Source organism: Streptomyces sp. NPDC026377 (assembly GCF_055567715.1).
On the sequence record NZ_JBVHPV010000016.1, the window covers coordinates 62460 to 82903 of the forward strand.

A 20444-nucleotide genomic window follows, 5' to 3' on the forward strand; every position below is an offset into this window, starting at 1 on the left:
GCCCCGACGACGTGCCAGGGCCGCCGAGGAGGCCGCGACCGGCCGACGTGCCGGGCCCGCAGAGGAGGCCGGGACCGAGCCGCTAGGCGACGCCTTCGCCGCCGACGGGACGCCGTCGGCGTACGCGAGCGGCTCCGCGGGGCTCTTCCGGGCTGCCGACGCCGTGGAGGCCGCGGACCCCGCGCAGGCCGCCCCGCCCGCCGCCGAGGCCGCACCGGCGGCCGCCTCCGCTCCCGCGCGCCCGCCCGGCCGCCGGGCCCAGCAGGGCCGGGCCGACCGGCGCAGGCTCGCCCGCAAGGTGAAGCGGCGCCGGCGCAGGTCCGCGGTCAAGGAGATACCCCTGCTCGTCGGAGTGGCGGTGCTCATCGCCCTCGTACTGAAGACGTTCCTCGTCCAGGCCTTCGTGATCCCCTCCGGCTCCATGCAGGAGACGATCACCATCGGCGACCGGGTGCTCGTCGACAAGCTCACGCCCTGGTTCGGCTCCCGGCCGCAACGCGGCGACGTCGTCGTGTTCAAGGACCCGGGCGGCTGGCTGAAGGACGAGAAGAAGACCACCGGAGACAGCGACCCGGTCGTCGTCAAACAGGTCAAACAGGCCCTCACCTTCATCGGCCTGCTGCCCTCCGACAACGAGCAGGACCTGATCAAACGGGTGGTCGCGGTCGGCGGCGACACCGTGAAGTGCTGCGACGGCAGCGGCAGGGTCATGGTCAACGGCAGACCCCTGGACGAGCCCTATGTGCATCCCGGCAACCCGCCCTCGGAGATCACCTTCGAGGTGAAGGTGCCCGAGGGGCGGCTCTTCGTGATGGGCGACCACCGCTCGAATTCAGCCGATTCCCGCTTCCACCTCGACGAGCCGTACCACGGCACCGTCTCGGAGAGCGGGGTCATCGGACGGGCCGTCCTGATCGGCTGGCCCTTCGACCACTGGCGCTGGCTGGAGGAGCCCGGGACATTCGGCTCGGTGCCGGACGCGCCCGGCAGGTCGGACACCGCACTCGGCATGTCGCATAGGGTGTCCTCCCGGGATCCGGCTGCGGATCCCGGCAGATCACATGAAGTCGCAGTACATACATCGATATCGGATGACCCGAAATCGAACGAAGCGATCCGGCTCCCGAGCCCTGCGGAACTCCCGCTCGTTATGGGAGTGGTGGGCCTGCGCCTGGCACGGCGCGGGCGGTGGCACGGAGTGAGGAGTGGATGTGGGGGATTTGGCGGTCGGCGCACGATCCGGACACGACGAGCCCGAGGAGCGGCCGGACGGGTCCGCCGACTCTCCCGCACAGGCCCGGACCGGCGGTGGCGGTGGCGGCACCGCCGACGGCGGCTCGGGAGGTGACGGCGAGCCGGGCGGCGGCTCGGACCTCGCCCCCAGGAAGCAGCGCTCCTTCTGGAAGGAGCTGCCGCTGCTCATCGGCATCGCGCTGATCCTCGCGCTGCTGATCAAGACGTTCCTGGTACAGGCGTTCTCGATCCCCTCGGACTCGATGCAGGACACCCTCCAGCGCGGAGACCGGGTCCTGGTGGACAAGCTGACCCCGTGGTTCGGCTCCACCCCCGAGCGCGGCGAGGTCGTCGTCTTCCACGACCCGGGCGGCTGGCTGGAGGACCAGAAGCCGGCCGAGCCCAACGCGGTGCAGAAGTTCCTCAGCTTCATCGGCCTGATGCCGTCCGCCGAGGAGAAGGACCTGATCAAGCGGGTCATCGCGACCGGCGGCGACACCGTGGAGTGCAAGAAGGGCGGCCCGGTCAAGGTCAACGGCAAGGCCCTGGACGAGCCGTACATCTACCCCGGCGACAGCGCCTGCGACGACATGCCGTTCGGCCCGATCAAGATCCCCAAGGGCCGGATCTGGGTGATGGGCGACCACCGGCAGAACTCGCTGGACTCGCGCTACCACCAGGAGCTGCCCGGCGGCGGCACGGTCTCCGACGACAAGGTCGTCGGCCGCGCCTTCACCATCGCCTGGCCGCTCAACCGCATCGACTGGCTCGGCATCCCGGGCACCTTCGACCAGAAGGGCCTCAACGGCATGGCCTCGACGGCCCCAATGGCGGCGGGGCTCGCGGGCGCGGTGCCGATCGTGCTGTGGCGTCGGCGCCGGTTCACCCGCACGAGTGACGTAAACGAGGGCACCGACCTCACCCGTGAGGGCTGACCGCACGGATACCGCCGGGTAGGGTGCCGTCCCAGATCGTCGATCTCCGGGGCCCGCGCAGGACGCGGGCGACCGGGGGAGGAGCACTGGGATGAGCGCGACAGGACGCAACGACGACGGCCGCGGCCGTGGTCTCGGCCATCTGCTGTCGGGACTGGCCGTGGCCGTCGGCTGTGTGCTCTTCCTCGGCGGGTTCGCCTGGGGCGCCATCGCGTACAAGCCGTACACGGTGCCGACCCAGTCCATGAACCCCACCGTCAAGGCGGGCGACCGGGTCCTCGCGCAGCGCATCGACGGAGCCGACGTCAAACGCGGTGACGTGGTGATCTTCAAGAACAAGGCCTGGGGCAACGTCCCCATGGTCAAGCGCGTCGTCGGCATCGGCGGCGACACCGTCAGCTGCTGCGACCGGGGCGGCAAACTCACCGTCAACGGCCGGGAGATCGACGAACCGTATCTGCACAACACGGCCGCCTCCACGACCAAGTTCCACGCCACCGTCCCCAAGGACCAGCTCTTCCTCCTCGGCGACGAGCGCGACGTCTCGCTGGACTCACGGGTGCACCTGGAGGACGCGGCCAACGGCTCCGTGCCGCGCTCGGCCGTCAGCGCGCGCGTGGACGCCGTGGCATGGCCGCTGGACGGCATGCTGAAGCGCCCGACGGGCTTCCAGGCCCTCCCGGGCGGCATCTCCCAGCCCGGCCCGCTGAGGCTGGTGGTGGGGGCGGTGGTCGCCGGAGCGGTACTGATCGTGGTGGGCGCGGCGTACGGGCCGGTGGCGCGGCGGTTCGGACGGGGGAGGGTGGCGGCCGGTGCCCGGTGAGGCCGGGGGGCCGGGCGAGCCCGCGGGCTCCGGTCGGCCGCAGGCGCGGGGCGAGACGGCGCAGGAGTTCCGCAGGGTCGCCCGGGTCGTCCTGCTCGACCCGCAGGACCGCATCCTGCTGATGCACGGATACGAACCGGACGACCCCGCAAAGACGTGGTGGTTCACCCCGGGCGGCGGCCTGGAGGGCGACGAGACGCGGGAGGAGGCCGCGCTGCGCGAACTGGCCGAGGAGACCGGGATCACCGAGGTACGGCTCGGCCCGGTGCTGTGGCGCCGGACGTGCTCGTTCCCCTTCGACGGCCGCCGCTGGAACCAGGACGAGTGGTACTTCCTCGCCCGTACCACCCGGACCGAGGCCGCGCCGACGGACCTCACCGAGCTGGAACGACGCAGTACCGCGGGGCTGAGGTGGTGGACCTCCGCCGAACTGTCGGCGGCCCGTGAGACGGTGTACCCGACCAGACTCGCCGAGCTGCTGCGCACGCTGCTCGACGAGGGTCCTCCGCGCGCGCCGGTGGTCCTCGCTCCCGAAATCGTCTAGGGGCCCGGGGGGCTGACGCACAATAGGGGGACGCACGGCTGAAGGGGAACATGCCATGAGCGCCGAGGACCTCGAAAAGTACGAGACCGAGATGGAGCTGAAGCTCTACCGGGAGTACCGCGACGTCGTCGGTCTGTTCAAATACGTGATCGAGACCGAGCGGCGTTTCTATCTCACCAACGACTACGAGATGCAGGTGCACTCCGTCCAGGGTGAGGTGTTCTTCGAGGTGTCGATGGCTGATGCCTGGGTCTGGGACATGTACAGGCCGGCCCGGTTCGTCAAGCAGGTCCGCGTCCTCACGTTCAAGGACGTGAATATCGAGGAGCTCAACAAGAGCGATCTGGAGCTTCCGGGGGGCTGAGCGGGCGGACGGTTCGGCTCCCGGCCGGAGGGGCCGGACTGATCGGTCTCGTCGGTCTCACCGGTCTTTCCGCCGGTCTGGCCGGTCTCGTCGGTCTTCCCGCCGGTCTGGCCGGTTTCACCGGTCCCACTGGCCTCAATGGGCTCGCGGGCCTCAATGGGCGCGTCTTCCCGGTGGACCGATCCCGCCGCCGTGCGTGCCACAGGCGTCAACGAATCGCAGAGATTCCCCCTTGCGGGTGGCTGGGTTTTCCACAACGTCCCGGCTGTCCACCAAGATCCACAAGGTGGCGGCGGGTGCGTGAAAGTCGGTGCCGGAGGTGGTGCCGAGATGAACGCACGAGGAGCGCTCGGACAGTACGGCGAAGACGTGGCGGCCCGACTGCTGGCCGACGCCGGAATGACCGTGGTCGCCCGCAACTGGCGGAGCGGCCGGACCGGAGAGATCGACATCGTCGCCCGCGACGGCGACGTCCTGGTGGTCTGCGAGGTCAAGACCCGCAGAGCGGGCGGCCCGTTCGAACACCCCATGGCGGCCCTCACCCCCGCCAAGGCCGAGCGGCTCAGGCACCTCGCCGAGCGATGGCTCGCCGACCACGGAGGACCACCGCACGGCGGCGTCCGCATCGACCTCGTCGGCATCGTCCTGCCCCGCCGCGGCGCGCCCCGAGCCGAACACGTGCGGGGGGTGGCGTAGATGGGATTCGCCCGCACCTGCTCGGTGGCGCTCGTCGGCGTCGAAGGCGTCGTCGTGGAAGTCCAGGCCGACCTGGAACCCGGCGTCGCCGCCTTCACCCTCGTCGGACTCCCCGACAAGAGCCTCAGCGAAAGCCGCGACCGTGTCCGGGCCGCCGTCGTCAACTCCGGCGGCGACTGGCCCCAGAAGAAACTCACCGTCGGCCTCAGCCCCGCCTCCGTCCCCAAGAGCGGCAGCGGCTTCGACCTCGCTGTCGCCTGCGCGGTCCTCGGCGCCGCCGAGCGCATCGACCCCAGAGAACTCGCCGACCTGGTCATGATCGGCGAACTCGGACTCGACGGCCGGGTCCGCCCCGTGCGCGGCATCCTGCCCGCCGTCCTCGCCGCCGCGGAAGCCGGATACGAGCAGGTGGTCGTCCCCGAACAGACCGCCGCCGAAGCATCCCTCGTCCCCGGCATCTCCGTCCTCGGGGTACGCAGCCTGCGCCAGCTCATCGCCGTCCTCACCGACGAACCCGTCCCCCAGGAGGAACCCGACCGAGAAGGCCGCCCCGACGCCATGCTCGCCGGACTCGTCGTCCCCGGCGCCGGAGTCGGCACGGGCCTCTCCGCCGACGCCGACACCAACCCGCCCGACCTCGCCGACGTCGCCGGACAGCGCACCGCCCGCACCGCCCTGGAAGTCGCCGCCGCAGGCGGCCACCACCTTCTGCTGTACGGGCCGCCGGGCGCGGGCAAGACCATGCTGGCCGAACGGCTCCCCGGCATCCTGCCGCCGCTCACCCGCCAGGAATCCCTCGAAGTCACCGCCATCCACTCGGTCGCGGGAATCCTGCCCCCCGGCAAACCCCTCGTCCACAAAGCCCCCTACTGCGCACCCCACCACTCGGCGACCATGCAGTCCCTCATCGGCGGAGGCAACGGCCTGCCACGACCCGGCGCCGTCTCCCTCGCCCACCGGGGCGTCCTGTTCCTCGACGAAGCCCCCGAGTTCACCGGCAAGGCCCTCGACTCGCTGCGCCAGCCCCTGGAAGCCGGACACGTCGTCGTGGCCCGCAGCGCGGGCGTCGTCCGCCTCCCCGCCAGGTTCCTCATGGTCCTCGCCGCCAACCCCTGCCCCTGCGGCCGCCACACCCTCCACGGCGCCGGCTGCGAATGCCCCCCGTCCGTCATCCGCCGCTATCAGGCCCGCCTCTCCGGCCCCCTCCTGGACCGCGTCGACCTGCGCGTCGAGGCCGAGCCCGTCCGGCGCGAGGACCTCCTCGCCCAGGGCGGCCGCGGCGAAACCAGCGCACAGGTCGCCGAGCGCGTCCTGACAGCCCGGGCACGGGCCGCCACCCGCCTCCAGGGCACCCCGTGGACCACCAACAGCGAAGTCCCCGGCCACGAGCTGCGCACCCGCTGGGTCACGGCCCCCGGCGCCCTCGCCGCGGCCGAACGGGACATGGAGCGCGGCCTGCTGACCGCCCGAGGCCTCGACCGCGTCCTGCGCGTCGCCTGGACCCTGGCCGACCTCTGCGGCCACGACCGCCCGGACGAGACCCACATCGGCCTCGCCCTGGAACTCCGAACCGGGATCTCCAGGGGCGCGCCACTGCCAGTGGGAGGCACGGGGTGAGCGGGGGAGTGCCGGGCACGGGGGAGGTGGCCGATCCCGGGGGCGCGTCCCGCGCGGCCGAGAACGGCCAGGCCTCCGGCCGCCCGGAGTCGTGCCGCCCGGAGTCGTGCTGCCTGGAGTCGTGCTGCCTGGAGTCCGGCTGCCCCGCCGGTGATCCCGAGCGACTGGCGCGCGCGGCGCTGACCAGGATCATCGAGCCGGGGGACGAGCGGGGCGGCCGATGGCTGCGCAGCTACGGGGCAGTGGAGCTGCTACGGCGCCTCACCTCCCCGGAAGACCCCGACGACCCCCTCACCGGAGTGAGCGCCGCCCGGCTCGCCGGGTACCGCAGACGCGCGGCAGGCGCCGACCCCGAACGAGACCTGGCCGCACTGAGCGCACTCGGCGGCCGGTTCATCTGCCCCGGGGACCACGAATGGCCCGGCCAGCTCGACGACCTCGGTGACGGCCGCCCCGTCGGCCTCTGGCTCCGAGGCCCCGCCGACCTGCGACTCTGGGCACTGAGATCCGTCGCCGTGGTCGGCGCACGGGCCTGCACGCCCTACGGCGCCCACATGGGGGCCACCCTCGGCGCCGGCCTCGCCGAAAAGGGCTGGGTCGTCGTCTCCGGCGCCGCCGCCGGTGTGGACGGCGCCGCCCACCGAGGCGCCCTGGCAGCAGGCGGCGCCACCGTCGCCGTCCTCGCCAGCGGCGTCGACGTCGTCTACCCGCGCGCCCACACCGAATTGATCGGCCGCATCGCCGAACAAGGCGTCCTCGTGGCCGAGTTGCCGCCCGGGGACCACCCCACCCCCAGCCGATTCGTGCTCCGCAACCGCGTGATCGCGGCCCTCACCCGGGGAACCGTCGTGGTCGAGGCCGAATACCGCAGCGGCTCCCTCGTCACCGCACGCAACGCCCAACGGCTCGGCCGCCACACCATGGGCGTCCCGGGCCCCGCCACCAGCGGCCTCTCCGCCGGAGTCCACGAACTGCTGCGCGGCGAAGCCGCACTCGTCACCGACGCCGCCGAAATCATCGAACTCGTAGGAGAGATGGGCGATCTGGCGCCCGTGCGCCGGGGCCCCGTCCTGCCCCGGGACCTCCTCGCCCCCGGCACCGCACGCGTACTCGACGCACTACCGGCCCGTGGCAACCTCGCGGTACCCGACATCGCCCGTGAGGCGGCAACGACTCCTGAGGAAGCCCTCGGCAGGCTGTACGAACTGCACTCCCTGGGGTTCGTCGAACGCGAAGGAGACACCTGGCGGTTGGCGTCAAGCCCGCTCCCCACCCCCAGCACGCGGCGAGGCGGTGCTTGACCTGGGGCATTCGGGTGAAAAGGTAAGGCCGATGACCACCGAGGGCCGCACACCGCCGCTTTCGGGGCCGACGCGACCGGCGACGGCCCCCACCCCCGCGCGCGCCCGTCCGCCCGTGCCGAGCCGCCCCGATCCCCCGGCGTTCGCGCACCGCAACGAGCCGGTCACGCTACGCTCACGAGAACCCCGCACCAGAGACAACCCCCCGCTCACGTCACAGCAGAACGGCTCAAGGCAACGAATGCCCCAGCACACCTCCGGGTCTGATCGCACGGCAGCTCCCCCCGCTGCCCGCGCCGGCGGCACCGTGCGACCACCGGCGCCCTCATCCGTCGACGAACTGTGGCGCTCGTACAAGAACAGCGGCGACGAGCGCCTGCGCGAACAGCTCATCCTGCACTACTCGCCGCTGGTCAAATACGTCGCGGGCCGCGTGAGCGTAGGCCTGCCGCCCAACGTCGAACAAGCCGACTTCGTCTCCTCCGGAGTCTTCGGACTCATCGACGCCATCGAGAAGTTCGACATCGAACGCGCCATCAAGTTCGAGACCTACGCCATCACCCGCATCCGCGGCGCGATGATCGACGAACTGCGCGCACTCGACTGGATCCCGCGCTCCGTTCGACAGAAGGCCCGCGCCGTCGAGCGCGCCTACGCGACCCTCGAAGCACAGCTGCGCCGCACCCCCTCCGAGAACGAAGTCGCGGCCGAGATGGGCATCGCCGTCGAGGAACTCCACTCCGTTTTCAGCCAGTTGTCACTCGCCAACGTGGTCGCGCTCGAAGAGCTGCTGCACGTCGGCGGCGAGGGCGGCGACCGGCTCAGCCTCATGGACACCCTGGAGGACACCGCCGCCGACAACCCCGTCGAGGTCGCCGAGGACCGCGAGCTGCGCCGCCTGCTCGCCCGCGCCATCAACACGCTGCCCGAGCGCGAGAAGACGGTCGTCACCCTCTACTACTACGAGGGCCTCACCCTCGCCGAGATCGGCAACGTCCTCGGCGTCACCGAGAGCCGCGTCAGCCAGATCCACACCAAGTCCGTCCTCCAGCTGCGGGCCAAGCTGGCCGACGTGGGCCGCTGAGCACCACCCCCGCGCATCACCCCTCCGCGGATCACCGCCCCAGCCTTACAGTGGAGCGGTGCCAAGGATTCGAGCGGCCTCAGTGGCCGAGCACCGCACGATGCAGCGCGCCGCCCTGCTGGACGCCGCACGCTCCCTCCTGTCCCAGGGCGGCACCGAAGCCCTGACCTTTCCTGCCCTGGCCGAGCGCACCGGGCTCGCCCGGTCCTCCGTGTACGAGTACTTCCGCTCCCGGGCCGCAGTCGTCGAAGAGCTCTGCTCCGTCGACTTCCCGCGGTGGGCCGCCGACATCGAAGCCGCGATGCAGCAGGCGGGCAGCCCCGAGGAGAAGGTCGCGGCGTACGTACGCCGCCAGCTGGAGCTCGTCGGCGACCAGCGCCACCGCGCCGTCGTCGCCATCTCCGCCAGCGAGCTGGACGCCGGCGCCCGCGAGAAGATCCGCGCCGCCCACGGCGGCCTCATCGCCATGATCGTCGAAGCCCTGGGCGACCTCGGCCACACCCAGCCCCGCCTCGCCGCGACCCTCCTCCAGGGCGTGGTCGACGCCGCGGTACGCCGCATCGAACTGGGCGCGGCGGAAGACCCGACGGCGATCACGGAGGCGGCGGTGGGGATGGCGCTCCGAGGCGTGATCGGCTGATCCGGGGGGCCTCCCCCCTCCCGCCCCCTCCCCCCCCACCCCCCGGACCCCACCCCTCAGCCAGACCTCACCCCCACTCCCGCCCCCGCCCCCACTCAGTCCCCACATCCACCCCCACCACCGGCAACAGCCGCGAATGCCCCCAGCGCACCAGCGCCAGCGGGTTCACATAGGCATCCCCGCGTTTCAGCCCCCAGTGCACGCACCCCACCTCCCCGCAGTGGCGTGGTTCGGCCTCCACGGTGGCGACCGGTCGGCCGGGGAGGACGTGCTCGCCGGGGCGGACCAGTGGGTGGACCGGCTCGTACGTGGTGCGCAGCGGTGGGCTGCCCGAGCCGGTCAGGGTGATGGTCAGGACTCCCTTGTCCGCGATCCGGCCCGCGAACGTGACCCGGCCCTCCGCGACCGCGCGGATCTCGGTCCCCGGTGGTGCGGCCAGGTCGACGCCTCGGTGGCCGGGGCCGTACGGCGCGGCCGGAGGGTTCCAGCCCCGGACGACCACCGGTTGTCCGGGGACCGGCCAGGTCCCGCCGGGCGCCGACTGCGGCAGGCCGTTCGCCGTCCCCACCGGGGCAGCCCGCACCTGTATCAATCCAGCCGGCACCCACGGCACCGCCCCCACCACCCTCCCTGTCCCCATCACCCCCATGAACCCCACCACCCCCAAACCGGCCAAGCTCCGTGCGAGTCCCGGCCCGAGTCCCGGCCCGAGGCCCGGCCCGAGTCGCAGCCCCCGTCGTAACGCGCGTCGCACGCATTCCCGCCGCATTGCTTCCATGGGGAAAGGATCGCGAGGACGGGCGTTTCGCGGTGATCATGGGCTGGGGCTGTGGACAACCGGGCCGTTGTGGACAGCGGCGTCACCCGGCACGGTGAGGGTCCCGTACACTTCTTGTGGCGATCCGGGTCACCGGGTCGACTTCGCACGCCCCGCCGGTGGTCCAGACCATCGGCCGCGTCTCTCGGTCCTTCACCTGTTCAGTCCGGTGCGGGGCACGGCGCACCGGGGCGTCAGGCGCGGCAGCCGCCCGGCGGCCGCGATAACCGAGTACCTCAAGGAGTACGGCCATGGCCGTCGTCACGATGCGGGAGCTGCTGGAAAGCGGCGTCCACTTCGGTCACCAGACCCGTCGCTGGAACCCGAAGATGAAGCGCTTCATCTTCACCGAGCGCAACGGCATCTACATCATCGACCTGCTCCAGTCGCTGTCGTACATCGACCGCGCCTACGAGTTCGTCAAGGAGACCGTCGCGCACGGCGGCTCCATCATGTTCGTCGGCACCAAGAAGCAGGCGCAGGAAGCGATCGCCGAGCAGGCGACGCGCGTGGGCATGCCCTACGTCAACCAGCGCTGGCTCGGCGGCATGCTGACCAACTTCTCCACCGTCTACAAGCGTCTGCAGCGCCTCAAGGAGCTCGAGCAGATCGACTTCGAGGACGTCGCGGCCTCGGGTCTCACCAAGAAGGAGCTCCTGGTCCTCTCGCGCGAGAAGGCCAAGCTGGAGAAGACCCTCGGTGGTATCCGCGAGATGTCGAAGGTCCCCAGCGCCGTCTGGATCGTCGACACCAAGAAGGAGCACATCGCCGTCGGTGAGGCGCGCAAGCTCCACATCCCGGTCGTCGCGATCCTCGACACGAACTGTGACCCCGACGAGGTCGACTACAAGATCCCGGGCAACGACGACGCGATCCGCTCCGTCACCCTGCTCACCCGCGTGATCGCCGACGCCGTCGCCGAGGGCCTCATCGCCCGTTCCGGCGCCGCCACCGGCGACTCCAAGCCGGGCGAGAAGGCCGCCGGCGAGCCGCTCGCCGAGTGGGAGCGCGACCTGCTCGAGGGCGACAAGAAGGCCGACTCCGAGGAGTCCGCCGAGGCTGCGGCCCCCGCGGCCGAGGCCGTCGAGGCTCCGGCCGCCGAGGCCGAGAAGCCGGCCGAGGACGCTGCGGAGGCTCCGGCCGCCGAGGCGCCGGCCGCGGACGCCGAGCAGGCCTGACCTTCGGGTCCTCGCTTCGGCGGTGACGGCGGGGGCACACGCTGTGCCCCCGCCGTCACCCCGTAGCCCCGTAGATCTTTCAGACTTCGAGTCAGACTTCGAGAGAGAAACCCAGACTCATGGCGAACTACACCGCCGCTGACGTCAAGAAGCTCCGCGAGCTCACCGGCGCCGGCATGATGGACTGCAAGAAGGCGCTGGACGAGGCCGACGGCAACGTCGACAAGGCCGTCGAGGCGCTGCGCATCAAGGGCCAGAAGGGCGTCGCCAAGCGCGAGGGCCGTTCCGCCGAGAACGGCGCGGTCGTCTCCCTCATCGCCGAGGACAACACCTCCGGTGTGCTCCTCGAGCTGAAGTGCGAGACGGACTTCGTCGCCAAGGGCGAGAAGTTCCAGGCCACCGCCGCCGCTCTGGCCGCGCACGTCGCCAAGACCTCCCCGGCCGACCTGGACGCGCTGCTCGCGTCCGAGATCGAGGCCGGCAAGACCGTCCAGGCGTACGTCGACGAGGCCAACGCCAACCTCGGCGAGAAGATCGTCCTGGACCGCTTCGCGCAGTACGCGGACGGCTTCGTCTTCGCGTACATGCACCGCACCATGCCCGACCTGCCGCCGCAGATCGGTGTCCTGGTCGAGCTGGACAAGGCCGACGCGGACGTCGCCAAGGGCATCGCGCAGCACATCGCCGCGTTCGCCCCGAAGTGGCTCTCCCGCGAGGACGTCCCGGCCGAGGTCGTCGAGACCGAGCGTCGTGTCGCCGAGGAGACCACGCGCGCCGAGGGCAAGCCCGAGGCCGCGCTCCCGAAGATCGTCGAGGGTCGCGTCAACGGCTTCTTCAAGGACGCCACGCTCCTTGGCCAGCCGTACGCGCTCGACAACAAGAAGTCGGTCCAGAAGGTTCTGGACGAGGCCGGTGTCACCCTGAAGCGCTTCACGCGCATCAAGGTCGGCATCTGAGTCCGTCCGGCGATCGACGGAAGACCCCGCTAGGGTCTGAGGCAGTCGTCGGCCGCGCTCGCGACGGACGACCGCAGATCTGACGAGGAGGCCATTGCCGCTCAGGGACACAGCACCCACCGGCAATGGCCTTCTTCGTATGTGTACGAGGAGATCCCCATGAATCAGGGCGCGGACGCCGCCACTCAGGCTGACCACAAGCGCGACGACGGCAAGGTGACCGGGCGCTTCATGCTGAAGCTCTCCGGCGAGGCGTTCGCCGGCGGAGGGGGTCTCGGCGTGGACCCCGACGTCGTGCACGCCATCGCCCGCGAGATCGCCAACGTCGTACGGGACGGGGCGCAGATCGCCGTCGTCATCGGCGGCGGCAACTTCTTCCGCGGGGCCGAGCTCCAGCAGCGCGGCATGGACCGGGCCCGCTCCGACTACATGGGCATGCTCGGCACGGTCATGAACTGCCTCGCTCTCCAGGACTTCCTGGAGAAGGAGGGCATCGACTCCCGGGTCCAGACGGCCATCACCATGGGCCAGGTCGCGGAGCCGTACATCCCGCTGCGCGCCGTGCGCCACCTGGAGAAGGGCCGCGTCGTCATCTTCGGCGCGGGCATGGGCATGCCGTACTTCTCCACCGACACCACGGCCGCCCAGCGTGCCCTGGAGATCGACGCCGAGGCCATGCTGATGGGCAAGAACGGGGTGGACGGGGTCTACGACTCCGACCCCCGGGTCAACCCGGACGCCGTGAAGTTCGACGCGCTGGAGTACGGCGAGGTCATCACCCGCGACCTGAAGGTGGCGGACATGACGGCCATCACCCTCTGCCGCGACAACAACCTTCCCATCCTGGTCTTCGAACTGCTCGCCGCGGGCAATATCGCGCGCGCGGTCAAGGGTGAGAAGATCGGCACGCTCGTGAGCGACCAGGGCACCCGGGCCTGACCGGGGGATGGACAATCCCCTGACGGTCGGACACCGTGCAGGGAAAGACGCGGGTTACGCAGGGCCGTCGAGCACCCGACACGACTCCCGGCCCACTCAAGACATGCAGGAGCAAGTGGTGATCGAAGAAATCCTCCTCGAAGCCGAGGAGAAGATGGAGAAGGCCGTCGTGGTCGCCAAGGAGGACTTCGCCGCGATTCGCACCGGCCGTGCGCACCCGGCGATGTTCAACAAGATCGTGGCGGACTACTACGGTGCGCTGACGCCGATCAACCAGCTGGCCTCGTTCTCGGTGCCCGAGCCGCGTATGGCCGTGGTGACCCCGTTCGACAAGAGCGCGCTGCGCAACATCGAGCAGGCGATCCGCGACTCCGACCTCGGCGTCAACCCGAGCAATGACGGCTCCATCATCCGGGTGACGTTCCCGGAGCTGACGGAGGAGCGCCGCCGGGACTACATCAAGGTCGCCCGGACCAAGGCCGAGGACTCCAAGGTGTCGATCCGCTCCGTGCGCCGCAAGGCCAAGGACGCCCTCGACAAGCTGGTCAAGGACAAGGAGTCCGGCGAGGACGAGGTCCGCCGTGCGGAGAAGGAGCTCGACGACACCACCGCGAAGTACGTCTCGCAGGTGGACGAGCTGCTCAAGCACAAGGAAGCAGAGCTGCTAGAGGTCTGATGAACGACTCTTCCTGGGGGGCTCCGCCGCGACCCGAGCACTGGGGGCCACCCGACCAGGGGCCTTCCCAGGAGGTGCCTTCGGCGGGGGCTGCCTACGATGCGTATGACGCCCCGTCCCGGACACAGCCCATGCCCGTAGTGACCGACGGCGTGGGCACAGACGCCGTGGTCCGCGAAGAACGTGACCGGGGGACCGCTCGGGTGAGCGGCCCCCTGTTCCGCGAAGAGACGCCGCAGGAGCCCATGCCCAGCTCGGTACCACCTTCGACTCCGCCGCAGCCGCAGCGGCCCGCGCAGCCGGAGAAGAAGCGGGCGGGGCGCGACCTGCGGGCCGCGATAGGGGTCGGCGTCGGGCTCGGCGCGGTGATCCTGGCGTCGCTGTTCGTCGTCAAGGCCGTCTTCGTCGGGGTGGTCGCGGTGGCGGTCGTCGTCGGCCTGTGGGAGCTCGCCTCCCGGCTGGACGAGCGCAAGGGCATCAAGGTGCCGCTGGTGCCGCTCGCGGTGGGCGGCGCGGCGATGGTCGTCGCCGGCTACGCGCGCGGTGCCGAGGGCGCCTGGGTGGCGATGGCGCTCACCTCGCTGGCGGTGCTGGTCTGGCGGATGACGGAGAAGCCGGAGGGCTATCTCAAGGACGTCACCGCCGGTGTCTTCGCCGCGTTCTACGTGCCGTTCCTCGCCACGTTCGTCGCGATGATGCTGGCCGCCGACGACGGGCCGTGGCGGGTCTTCGTCTTCCTGCTGCTGACCGTGGTCAGCGACACCGGCGCGTACGCGATCGGCTGGCGCTTCGGCAAGACCAAGCTGGCGCCGCGCATCAGCCCCGGAAAGACCCGCGAGGGTCTGGTGGGGGCGGTGACGTTCGCGATGGCGGCGGGCGCGCTGTGCGTGCAGTTCCTCATCGACGACGGCCAGTGGTGGCAGGGCCTGCTGATCGGCCTCGCGGTCGCGGCGAGCGCCACGCTCGGCGACCTCGGCGAGTCGATGATCAAGCGGGACCTCGGCATCAAGGACATGGGCACGCTCCTGCCGGGCCACGGCGGCATCATGGACCGGCTGGACTCGCTGCTGCCGACGGCGCCGGTGGTGTGGTTGCTGCTCGTCGCCTTCGTCGGCAGCTGAGAAGTACGCGGCCCAGGCTCTGACCTGCGCTTTCACCGGTCAGGGGCTCGTTGTCCACAGGACGGCGGGCCCCTTTCCGTATGTCTGAGACACTTGAGGAACCATGCCGAAGCCCGGAGAACTCACTTTCGTCGCCCCCCGCGGAGCCAAGAAGCCGCCGCGGCACCTCGCCGACCTCTCGCCCGCCGAGCGGAAAGAGGCTGTCGCCGCGATCGGCGAGAAGCCGTTCCGCGCCAAGCAGCTCTCGCAGCACTACTTCGCGCGGTACGCGCACGACCCGGCCCAGTGGACGGACATCCCCGCGGCCGCGCGCACCCGCCTCCAGGAGGAGCTGCTGCCGGACCTGATGTCGGTCGTGCGGCACATCTCCTGCGACGACGACACCACCCGCAAGACGCTGTGGCGCCTGCACGACGGGACGCTGGTGGAGTCGGTCCTGATGCGCTACCCCGACCGGGTGACGATGTGCATCTCCTCGCAGGCCGGCTGCGGTATGAACTGCCCGTTCTGCGCCACCGGCCAGGCCGGCCTGGACCGCAATCTGTCCACCGCCGAGATCGTGCACCAGATCGTCGACGGCATGCGCGCGCTGCGCGACGGCGAGGTCCCCGGCGGCCCCGCCCGGCTGTCGAACATCGTCTTCATGGGCATGGGCGAGCCGCTCGCCAACTACAAGCGGGTCGTCGGCGCCATCCGCCGCCTCACCGACCCCGAGCCCGACGGCCTGGGCCTGTCCCAGCGCGGCATCACCGTCTCCACCGTCGGTCTCGTCCCCGCGATGCTCCGCTTCGCCGACGAGGGCTTCAAGTGCCGCCTCGCCGTCTCGCTGCACGCGCCGGACGACGAGCTGCGCGACACCCTCGTGCCCGTCAACACCCGCTGGAAGGTCCGCGAGGTCCTGGACGCGGCCTGGGAGTACGCGGAGAAGTCCGGCCGCCGCATCTCCATCGAGTACGCCCTGATCCGCGACATCAACGACCAGGCCTGGCGCGGTGACCTGCTCGGCCGCCTCCTCAAGGGCAAGCGCGTCCACGTCAACCTGATCCCGCTGAACCCGACGCCGGGCTCGAAGTGGACCGCCTCGCGCCCCGAGGACGAGAAGGCGTTCGTCGAGGCCATCGCCGCCCACGGGGTGCCGGTCACCGTCCGGGACACCCGTGGCCAGGAGATCGACGGAGCGTGCGGGCAGCTCGCGGCGTCCGAGAGGTAGTCTGAGCGGGAAATCGGCACAGCCCGGCTCCCGCACAGCTCCACGTCCCGCAGTTCGACATCCGCACAGCTCGACATCCGCACAGCTCGACATCCGCATAGCTCGACATCAGTATTCCGACAGGGGAGCGCCACAGCGCTGAGAGTGCGACACCGTCAGGTCGCAGACCCTCTGAACCTCGCCCAGGTCATTCTGGGTAGGAAGTTCGGTCATCACTCAAGCTGTTGCGCCCTGCTCGCCGCCGCCCGGCGAGCAGGGCCGCGTCTCTTCCTGGTCACTCCAGGAGGAATCACCACCATGCGCAGTACGAAGAAGATGGCGGCCACCGCGCTCGCCGCCGCCCTCGGGGTCAGCACGCTCGCCGCGTGCGGCGGCAAGGACGACGACAGTTCGAAGACCGACGGCTCCGCCACGTCCAAGACCGTCACCCTGGTCAGCCACGACTCGTTCGCCGCCTCCGACGCGGTGCTCAAGGAGTTCACCGCCCGGACCGGCTACACGGTCAAGGTCCTCAAGAGCGGCGACGCGGGCGCGGCCCTCAACCAGGAGATCCTCACCAAGGGCTCCCCGCGCGGCGACGTGTTCTTCGGCGTCGACAACACCCTGCTCTCGCGCGCCCTCGACCACGGCATCTTCACCCCGTACGAGGCGAAGGGCCTCGCGGCCGTCCCCGCCGCCGTCCAGCTCGACAAGGACAGGCACCGGGTCACGCCCGTCGACACCGGCGACATCTGCGTCAACTACGACAAGAAGTACTTCGCCGACAAGAAGCTCGCCCCGCCGAGCACCCTCGCCGACCTGATCAAGCCCGAGTACAAGGGCCTGCTGGTCACCGAGAACGCGGCGACCTCCTCGCCCGGCCTCGGCTTCCTGCTCGCCGGCGCCGCCCAGTACGGCGACGACGGCTGGCAGGACTACTGGAAGAAGCTCAAGGACAACGGCGTCAAGGTCGTCGACGGCTGGGAGCAGGCCTACAACCAGGACTTCTCCGGCTCCGCCGGCGGCAGGAAGGCCAAGGGCGACCGCCCGCTGGTCGTCTCCTACGCCTCCAGTCCGCCCGTAGAGGTCCTCTACGCCAAGCCCCAGCCCGCCGACGCCCCCACCGGCGTCGCCACCGGCACCTGCTTCCGTCAGACCGAGTTCGCCGGACTGCTCAAGGGCGCCAGGAACGAGGCGGGCGGCAAGGCGCTCCTGGACTTCCTCATCTCCAAGAAGTTCCAGGAGGACATGCCGCTCACCATGTTCGTCAACCCGGTCCTTCAGGACGCCAAGCTGCCCGAGCTGTTCACCAGGTTCGGCGCCAAGGTCACCGAGACGCACGACGTCGCTCCGGAGAAGATCTCCAAGAACCGTGAGCAGTGGGTCAAGACGTGGTCCTCGCTCGTGCTGAAGTAAGCCGCGCGTCCCGGGCGGGGAAGGTGCGCGCGCACGCGGTGCGGCTCGGTCTGATGGCCCTGCCGCTCGCGTTCTTCGGGCTCTTCTTCGCCTGGCCCGTGGCCGCGATCGTCGGCCGCGGGCTGCGGGTCGACGGCGTCTGGCAGCTCGGCCGGATCGTCGAGGTGATCACCGAACCCGACATCGGGCAGGTGCTGTGGTTCACCACCTGGCAGGCGCTCGCCTCCACCTCCCTCACCCTGCTGATCGCCCTGCCCGGCGCCTACGTCTTCGCCCGCCTGGACTTCCCCGGCCGCCAGCTGCTGCGGGCCGTGGTCACCGTCCCCTTCGTGCTGCCCACGGTCGTCGTCGGCACCGCCTTCCTCGCCCTGCTCGGCCGCGGCGGGCTGCTGGACGAGCTGTGGGGCGTACGGCTGGACACCACGGTGTGGGCGATCCTGCTCGCGCACGTCTTCTTCAACTACGCCGTCGTCGTACGCACCGTCGGCGGCCTGTGGGCCCAGCTCGATCCGCGCCAGGAGGAGGCCGCCCGGGTCCTCGGCGCCTCCCGGCTCGCGGCCTGGCGCACCGTGACCCTGCCCGCCCTCGGGCCCGCCGTCGCCGCCGCCGCCCTGATGGTCTTCCTCTTCACCTTCACCTCCTTCGGCGTCGTCCAGATCCTCGGCGGCCCCACCTTCTCCACCCTCGAAGTGGAGATCTACCGTCAGACCGCCGACCTCCTCGACCTGCCGACCGCCGCCGTCCTCACCCTCGTGCAGTTCGCCGCCGTCGGCGCGGTGCTCGCCGTGCACGCCTGGACCGTACGCAGGCGCGAGAGCGCCCTGAAGCTCGTCGACCCCGCGCACACCGCCCGCCGCCCGCGCGGCGCCGCGCAGTGGACGCTGCTCGCGGCGGTGCTCGCCGTGGTGGCGCTGCTGATCCTGCTGCCGCTCGGCGTACTCCTCGCCCGCTCCCTGGAGACCCCCGACGGCTACGGCTTGGGCTACTTCCGCTCCCTGCGGACGGTCGGGGAGGGCGGCACGTTCCTGGTGCCGCCGCTGGAGGCGGTGGGGAACTCGATGCAGTACGCCCTGGCCGCCACCGGTATCGCCGTCGTCGTCGGGGGCCTCGCCGCCGCGGCCCTCACCCGGCGCGGCGGCCGCCTCGTCCGGGGCTTCGACGCGCTGCTCATGCTGCCGCTCGGCGTCTCCGCCGTCACCGTCGGCTTCGGCTTCCTGATCACCCTGGACCGGCCGCCGCTGGACCTGCGCACCTCCTGGATCCTGGTGCCGCTGGCCCAGGCCCTGGTCGGCGTGCCGTTCGTCGTACGGACCATGCTTCCCGTACTGCGCGCGGTCGACGGACGGCTGCGCGAGGCCGCCGCCGTGCTCGGCGCGTCCCCCTGGCGGGTGTGGCGGGAGGTGGACCTGCCGCTGGTGCGGCGGGCGCTGCTGATCGCCGCCGGGTTCGCCTTCGCCGTCTCCCTCGGGGAGTTCGGCGCGACCGTCTTCATCGCCCGCCCCGACCGCCCCACCCTGCCGGTCGCGGTCGCCCGTCTGCTGGGCCGGGCCGGAGACCTCAACTACGGGCAGGCCATGGCGCTCAGCACGATCCTCATGGTGGTGTGCGCGGTGTCCCTGTTGCTCCTCGAACGCGTACGCACCGACCGGACCGGAGAATTCTGATGCTGAGGCTCGACGGGGTGACGGTCCGGTTCGGCGAGCGGGCCGCGCTCGACGCGGTCGACCTGGAGGTCGCCGACCACGAGACGGTGTGCGTGCTCGGCCCCAGCGGCAGCGGCAAGTCCACGCTGCTGCGGGTGGTGGCGGGCCTCGAGCCCGCCGACGCGGGGCGGGTCCTGCTCGGCGGCGCGGACCAGAGCGGGGCGCCGGTGCACCGGCGCGGGCTGGGCCTGATGTTCCAGGACCACCAGCTGTTCCCGCAGCGGGACGTCGCCGGGAACGTGGCCTTCGGGCTGCGCATGCGCGGTGTGCCGCGCGGGCGGCGGGACGAGCGGGTCGCGGAGCTGCTGGAGCTCGTGGGGCTGCCGGGCGCGGGGCGGCGGGCGGTCGGATCGCTCTCCGGCGGCGAGCAGCAGCGCGTCGCCCTCGCCCGGGCGCTGGCCCCCGAGCCCCGGCTGCTGATGCTCGACGAGCCGCTGGGCCAGCTCGACCGTACGCTGCGCGAGCGGCTCGTCGTCGAACTGCGGGCGCTGTTCGCGCGGCTGGGGACGACCGTGCTGGCCGTCACGCACGACCAGGGCGAGGCGTTCGCGCTCGCGGACCGGGTGGTGGTGATGCGGGACGGGCGCGTCGCGCAGAGCGGGACGCCGCTGGAGGTCTGGCAGCGGCCGGCCTCGGAGTTCGTGGCGCGCTTCCTGGGCTTCGAGAACGTGGTGGGGGCCAGCGTGACGGGGGAGGTGGCGGCGACGCCGTGGGGGAAGGTGCCGGTGCCGGCCGGATCGGCGCAGGGGGAGGTACGGCTCCTGGTGCGTCCCGCGGGCGTCCTTCTGCTTCCGGCGGGGCAGGGGCTGGGGTGCGAGGTGGAGTCCCGTACGTTCCGGGGCCACCACGTGGCCCTGCGCCTGCGCCCGCGCTCCGGGCCGCCGCTGGAGGCGGAGTGCGGGGTGCGGGAGGCGCCGGGGGTGGGGGAGTTGGTGGGGGTGGGGTTCGTGGGGGCGGAGACGGTGGTACTGGACGCGATCTAGCCCCTCCCCGCCCCTTCCCCAAACCCTCCGGGGGTGGGTGGGTGGCGAAGGGGTTTTCCGGGGGCTACGCCCCCGACCCCCTGGCGGGGCCTGCGGCCCCTGCACCCCACCACGGGGCTCCGCCCCGGGCCCCGCTCCTCAAACGCCGGAGGGGCTGATTGCGCCGCGCCAGGAGTTACCCAAGGGGCGCGGGGAACTGCGCGCCAAGCCCCCACCGGCCCGCAGCCCA

19 protein-coding genes and 1 pseudogene are annotated in these 20444 nt (G+C 71.3%); 19 read left to right on the plus strand and 1 reads right to left on the minus strand.

The window, feature by feature from the left end; genetic code table 11:
• Positions 1 to 163: 163 nt before the first annotated feature.
• The 10 genes and pseudogenes from lepB (ACZ4MU_RS27750) to ACZ4MU_RS27795 form a co-directional block, all read left to right on the plus strand.
• Positions 164 to 1291: pseudogene (gene lepB / locus ACZ4MU_RS27750) on the plus strand (signal peptidase I); the annotation flags it as partial.
• A complete protein-coding gene (gene lepB / locus ACZ4MU_RS27755; protein WP_467881856.1) occupies positions 1221 to 2168 on the plus strand; it encodes a signal peptidase I in 948 nt (315 codons plus the stop codon). The pseudogene lepB (ACZ4MU_RS27750) and the gene lepB (ACZ4MU_RS27755), both read left to right, overlap by 71 nt.
• 91 nt (positions 2169 to 2259) lie before the next feature.
• Positions 2260 to 2991, plus strand: coding sequence for a signal peptidase I (gene lepB / locus ACZ4MU_RS27760; protein ID WP_467881730.1), 732 nt, complete (start codon positions 2260 to 2262; stop codon positions 2989 to 2991).
• Positions 2981 to 3535: an NUDIX hydrolase gene (locus tag ACZ4MU_RS27765; protein WP_467881732.1), complete on the plus strand. Its 555-nt coding sequence runs from the start codon at positions 2981 to 2983 to the stop codon at positions 3533 to 3535. Before lepB (ACZ4MU_RS27760) ends, ACZ4MU_RS27765 begins: the two co-directional genes overlap by 11 nt.
• Positions 3536 to 3590: 55 nt before the next feature.
• A complete protein-coding gene (locus ACZ4MU_RS27770; protein WP_003965949.1) occupies positions 3591 to 3899 on the plus strand; it encodes a DUF2469 domain-containing protein in 309 nt (102 codons plus the stop codon).
• Positions 3900 to 4199: 300 nt separating this feature from the next.
• A complete protein-coding gene (locus ACZ4MU_RS27775; RefSeq protein ID WP_467881734.1) occupies positions 4200 to 4595 on the plus strand; it encodes a YraN family protein in 396 nt (131 codons plus the stop codon).
• On the plus strand, positions 4596 to 6212 hold the full coding sequence (locus ACZ4MU_RS27780) for a YifB family Mg chelatase-like AAA ATPase (protein ID WP_467881736.1): 1617 nt from the start codon (positions 4596 to 4598) through the stop codon (positions 6210 to 6212).
• Positions 6209 to 7513, plus strand: coding sequence for a DNA-processing protein DprA (dprA, locus tag ACZ4MU_RS27785; protein WP_467881738.1), 1305 nt, complete (start codon positions 6209 to 6211; stop codon positions 7511 to 7513). Before ACZ4MU_RS27780 ends, dprA begins: the two co-directional genes overlap by 4 nt.
• 241 nt (positions 7514 to 7754) lie before the next feature.
• On the plus strand, positions 7755 to 8597 hold the full coding sequence (whiG, locus tag ACZ4MU_RS27790; RefSeq protein WP_467881740.1) for an RNA polymerase sigma factor WhiG: 843 nt from the start codon (positions 7755 to 7757) through the stop codon (positions 8595 to 8597).
• Between the two features lie 82 nt (positions 8598 to 8679).
• The gene (locus ACZ4MU_RS27795; protein ID WP_467881858.1) at positions 8680 to 9237 is read left to right on the plus strand and encodes a TetR/AcrR family transcriptional regulator; all 558 of its coding nucleotides are present in this window, start codon (positions 8680 to 8682) and stop codon (positions 9235 to 9237) included.
• Between the two features lie 67 nt (positions 9238 to 9304).
• Here the strand turns inward: ACZ4MU_RS27795 and ACZ4MU_RS27800 are convergent, their stop codons facing one another.
• On the minus strand, positions 9305 to 9805 hold the full coding sequence (locus ACZ4MU_RS27800; RefSeq protein ID WP_467881742.1) for a murein hydrolase activator EnvC family protein: 501 nt from the start codon (positions 9803 to 9805) through the stop codon (positions 9305 to 9307).
• A gap of 500 nt (positions 9806 to 10305) precedes the next feature.
• Between ACZ4MU_RS27800 and rpsB the strand changes: the two genes are divergently transcribed.
• From rpsB to ACZ4MU_RS27845, 9 genes are all read left to right on the plus strand, one after another.
• Complete coding sequence (gene rpsB / locus ACZ4MU_RS27805) at positions 10306 to 11232, plus strand: 30S ribosomal protein S2 (RefSeq protein WP_365107120.1); 927 nt, start codon at positions 10306 to 10308, stop codon at positions 11230 to 11232.
• Between the two features lie 119 nt (positions 11233 to 11351).
• Entirely contained in the window at positions 11352 to 12188 is an 837-nt protein-coding gene (gene tsf / locus ACZ4MU_RS27810) for a translation elongation factor Ts (RefSeq protein ID WP_358836274.1), read from the plus strand.
• Between the two features lie 159 nt (positions 12189 to 12347).
• Complete coding sequence (gene pyrH, locus ACZ4MU_RS27815) at positions 12348 to 13127, plus strand: UMP kinase (RefSeq protein ID WP_467881744.1); 780 nt, start codon at positions 12348 to 12350, stop codon at positions 13125 to 13127.
• Positions 13128 to 13245: 118 nt separating this feature from the next.
• The gene (frr, locus tag ACZ4MU_RS27820) at positions 13246 to 13803 is read left to right on the plus strand and encodes a ribosome recycling factor (protein WP_365107124.1); all 558 of its coding nucleotides are present in this window, start codon (positions 13246 to 13248) and stop codon (positions 13801 to 13803) included.
• Positions 13803 to 14924, plus strand: a complete 1122-nt coding sequence (locus ACZ4MU_RS27825; RefSeq protein ID WP_467881746.1) for a phosphatidate cytidylyltransferase — start codon at positions 13803 to 13805, stop codon at positions 14922 to 14924. Before frr ends, ACZ4MU_RS27825 begins: the two co-directional genes overlap by 1 nt.
• 103 nt (positions 14925 to 15027) lie before the next feature.
• A complete protein-coding gene (gene rlmN, locus ACZ4MU_RS27830; RefSeq protein ID WP_344074899.1) occupies positions 15028 to 16134 on the plus strand; it encodes a dual-specificity RNA methyltransferase RlmN in 1107 nt (368 codons plus the stop codon).
• A gap of 297 nt (positions 16135 to 16431) precedes the next feature.
• Entirely contained in the window at positions 16432 to 17529 is a 1098-nt protein-coding gene (locus ACZ4MU_RS27835; RefSeq protein ID WP_467881748.1) for a thiamine ABC transporter substrate-binding protein, read from the plus strand.
• 53 nt (positions 17530 to 17582) lie between these two features.
• Positions 17583 to 19193: an ABC transporter permease gene (locus tag ACZ4MU_RS27840; protein ID WP_467881860.1), complete on the plus strand. Its 1611-nt coding sequence runs from the start codon at positions 17583 to 17585 to the stop codon at positions 19191 to 19193.
• A complete protein-coding gene (locus ACZ4MU_RS27845) occupies positions 19193 to 20215 on the plus strand; it encodes an ABC transporter ATP-binding protein (protein WP_467881750.1) in 1023 nt (340 codons plus the stop codon). Before ACZ4MU_RS27840 ends, ACZ4MU_RS27845 begins: the two co-directional genes overlap by 1 nt.
• The last annotated feature ends 229 nt before the right edge of the window (positions 20216 to 20444 follow it).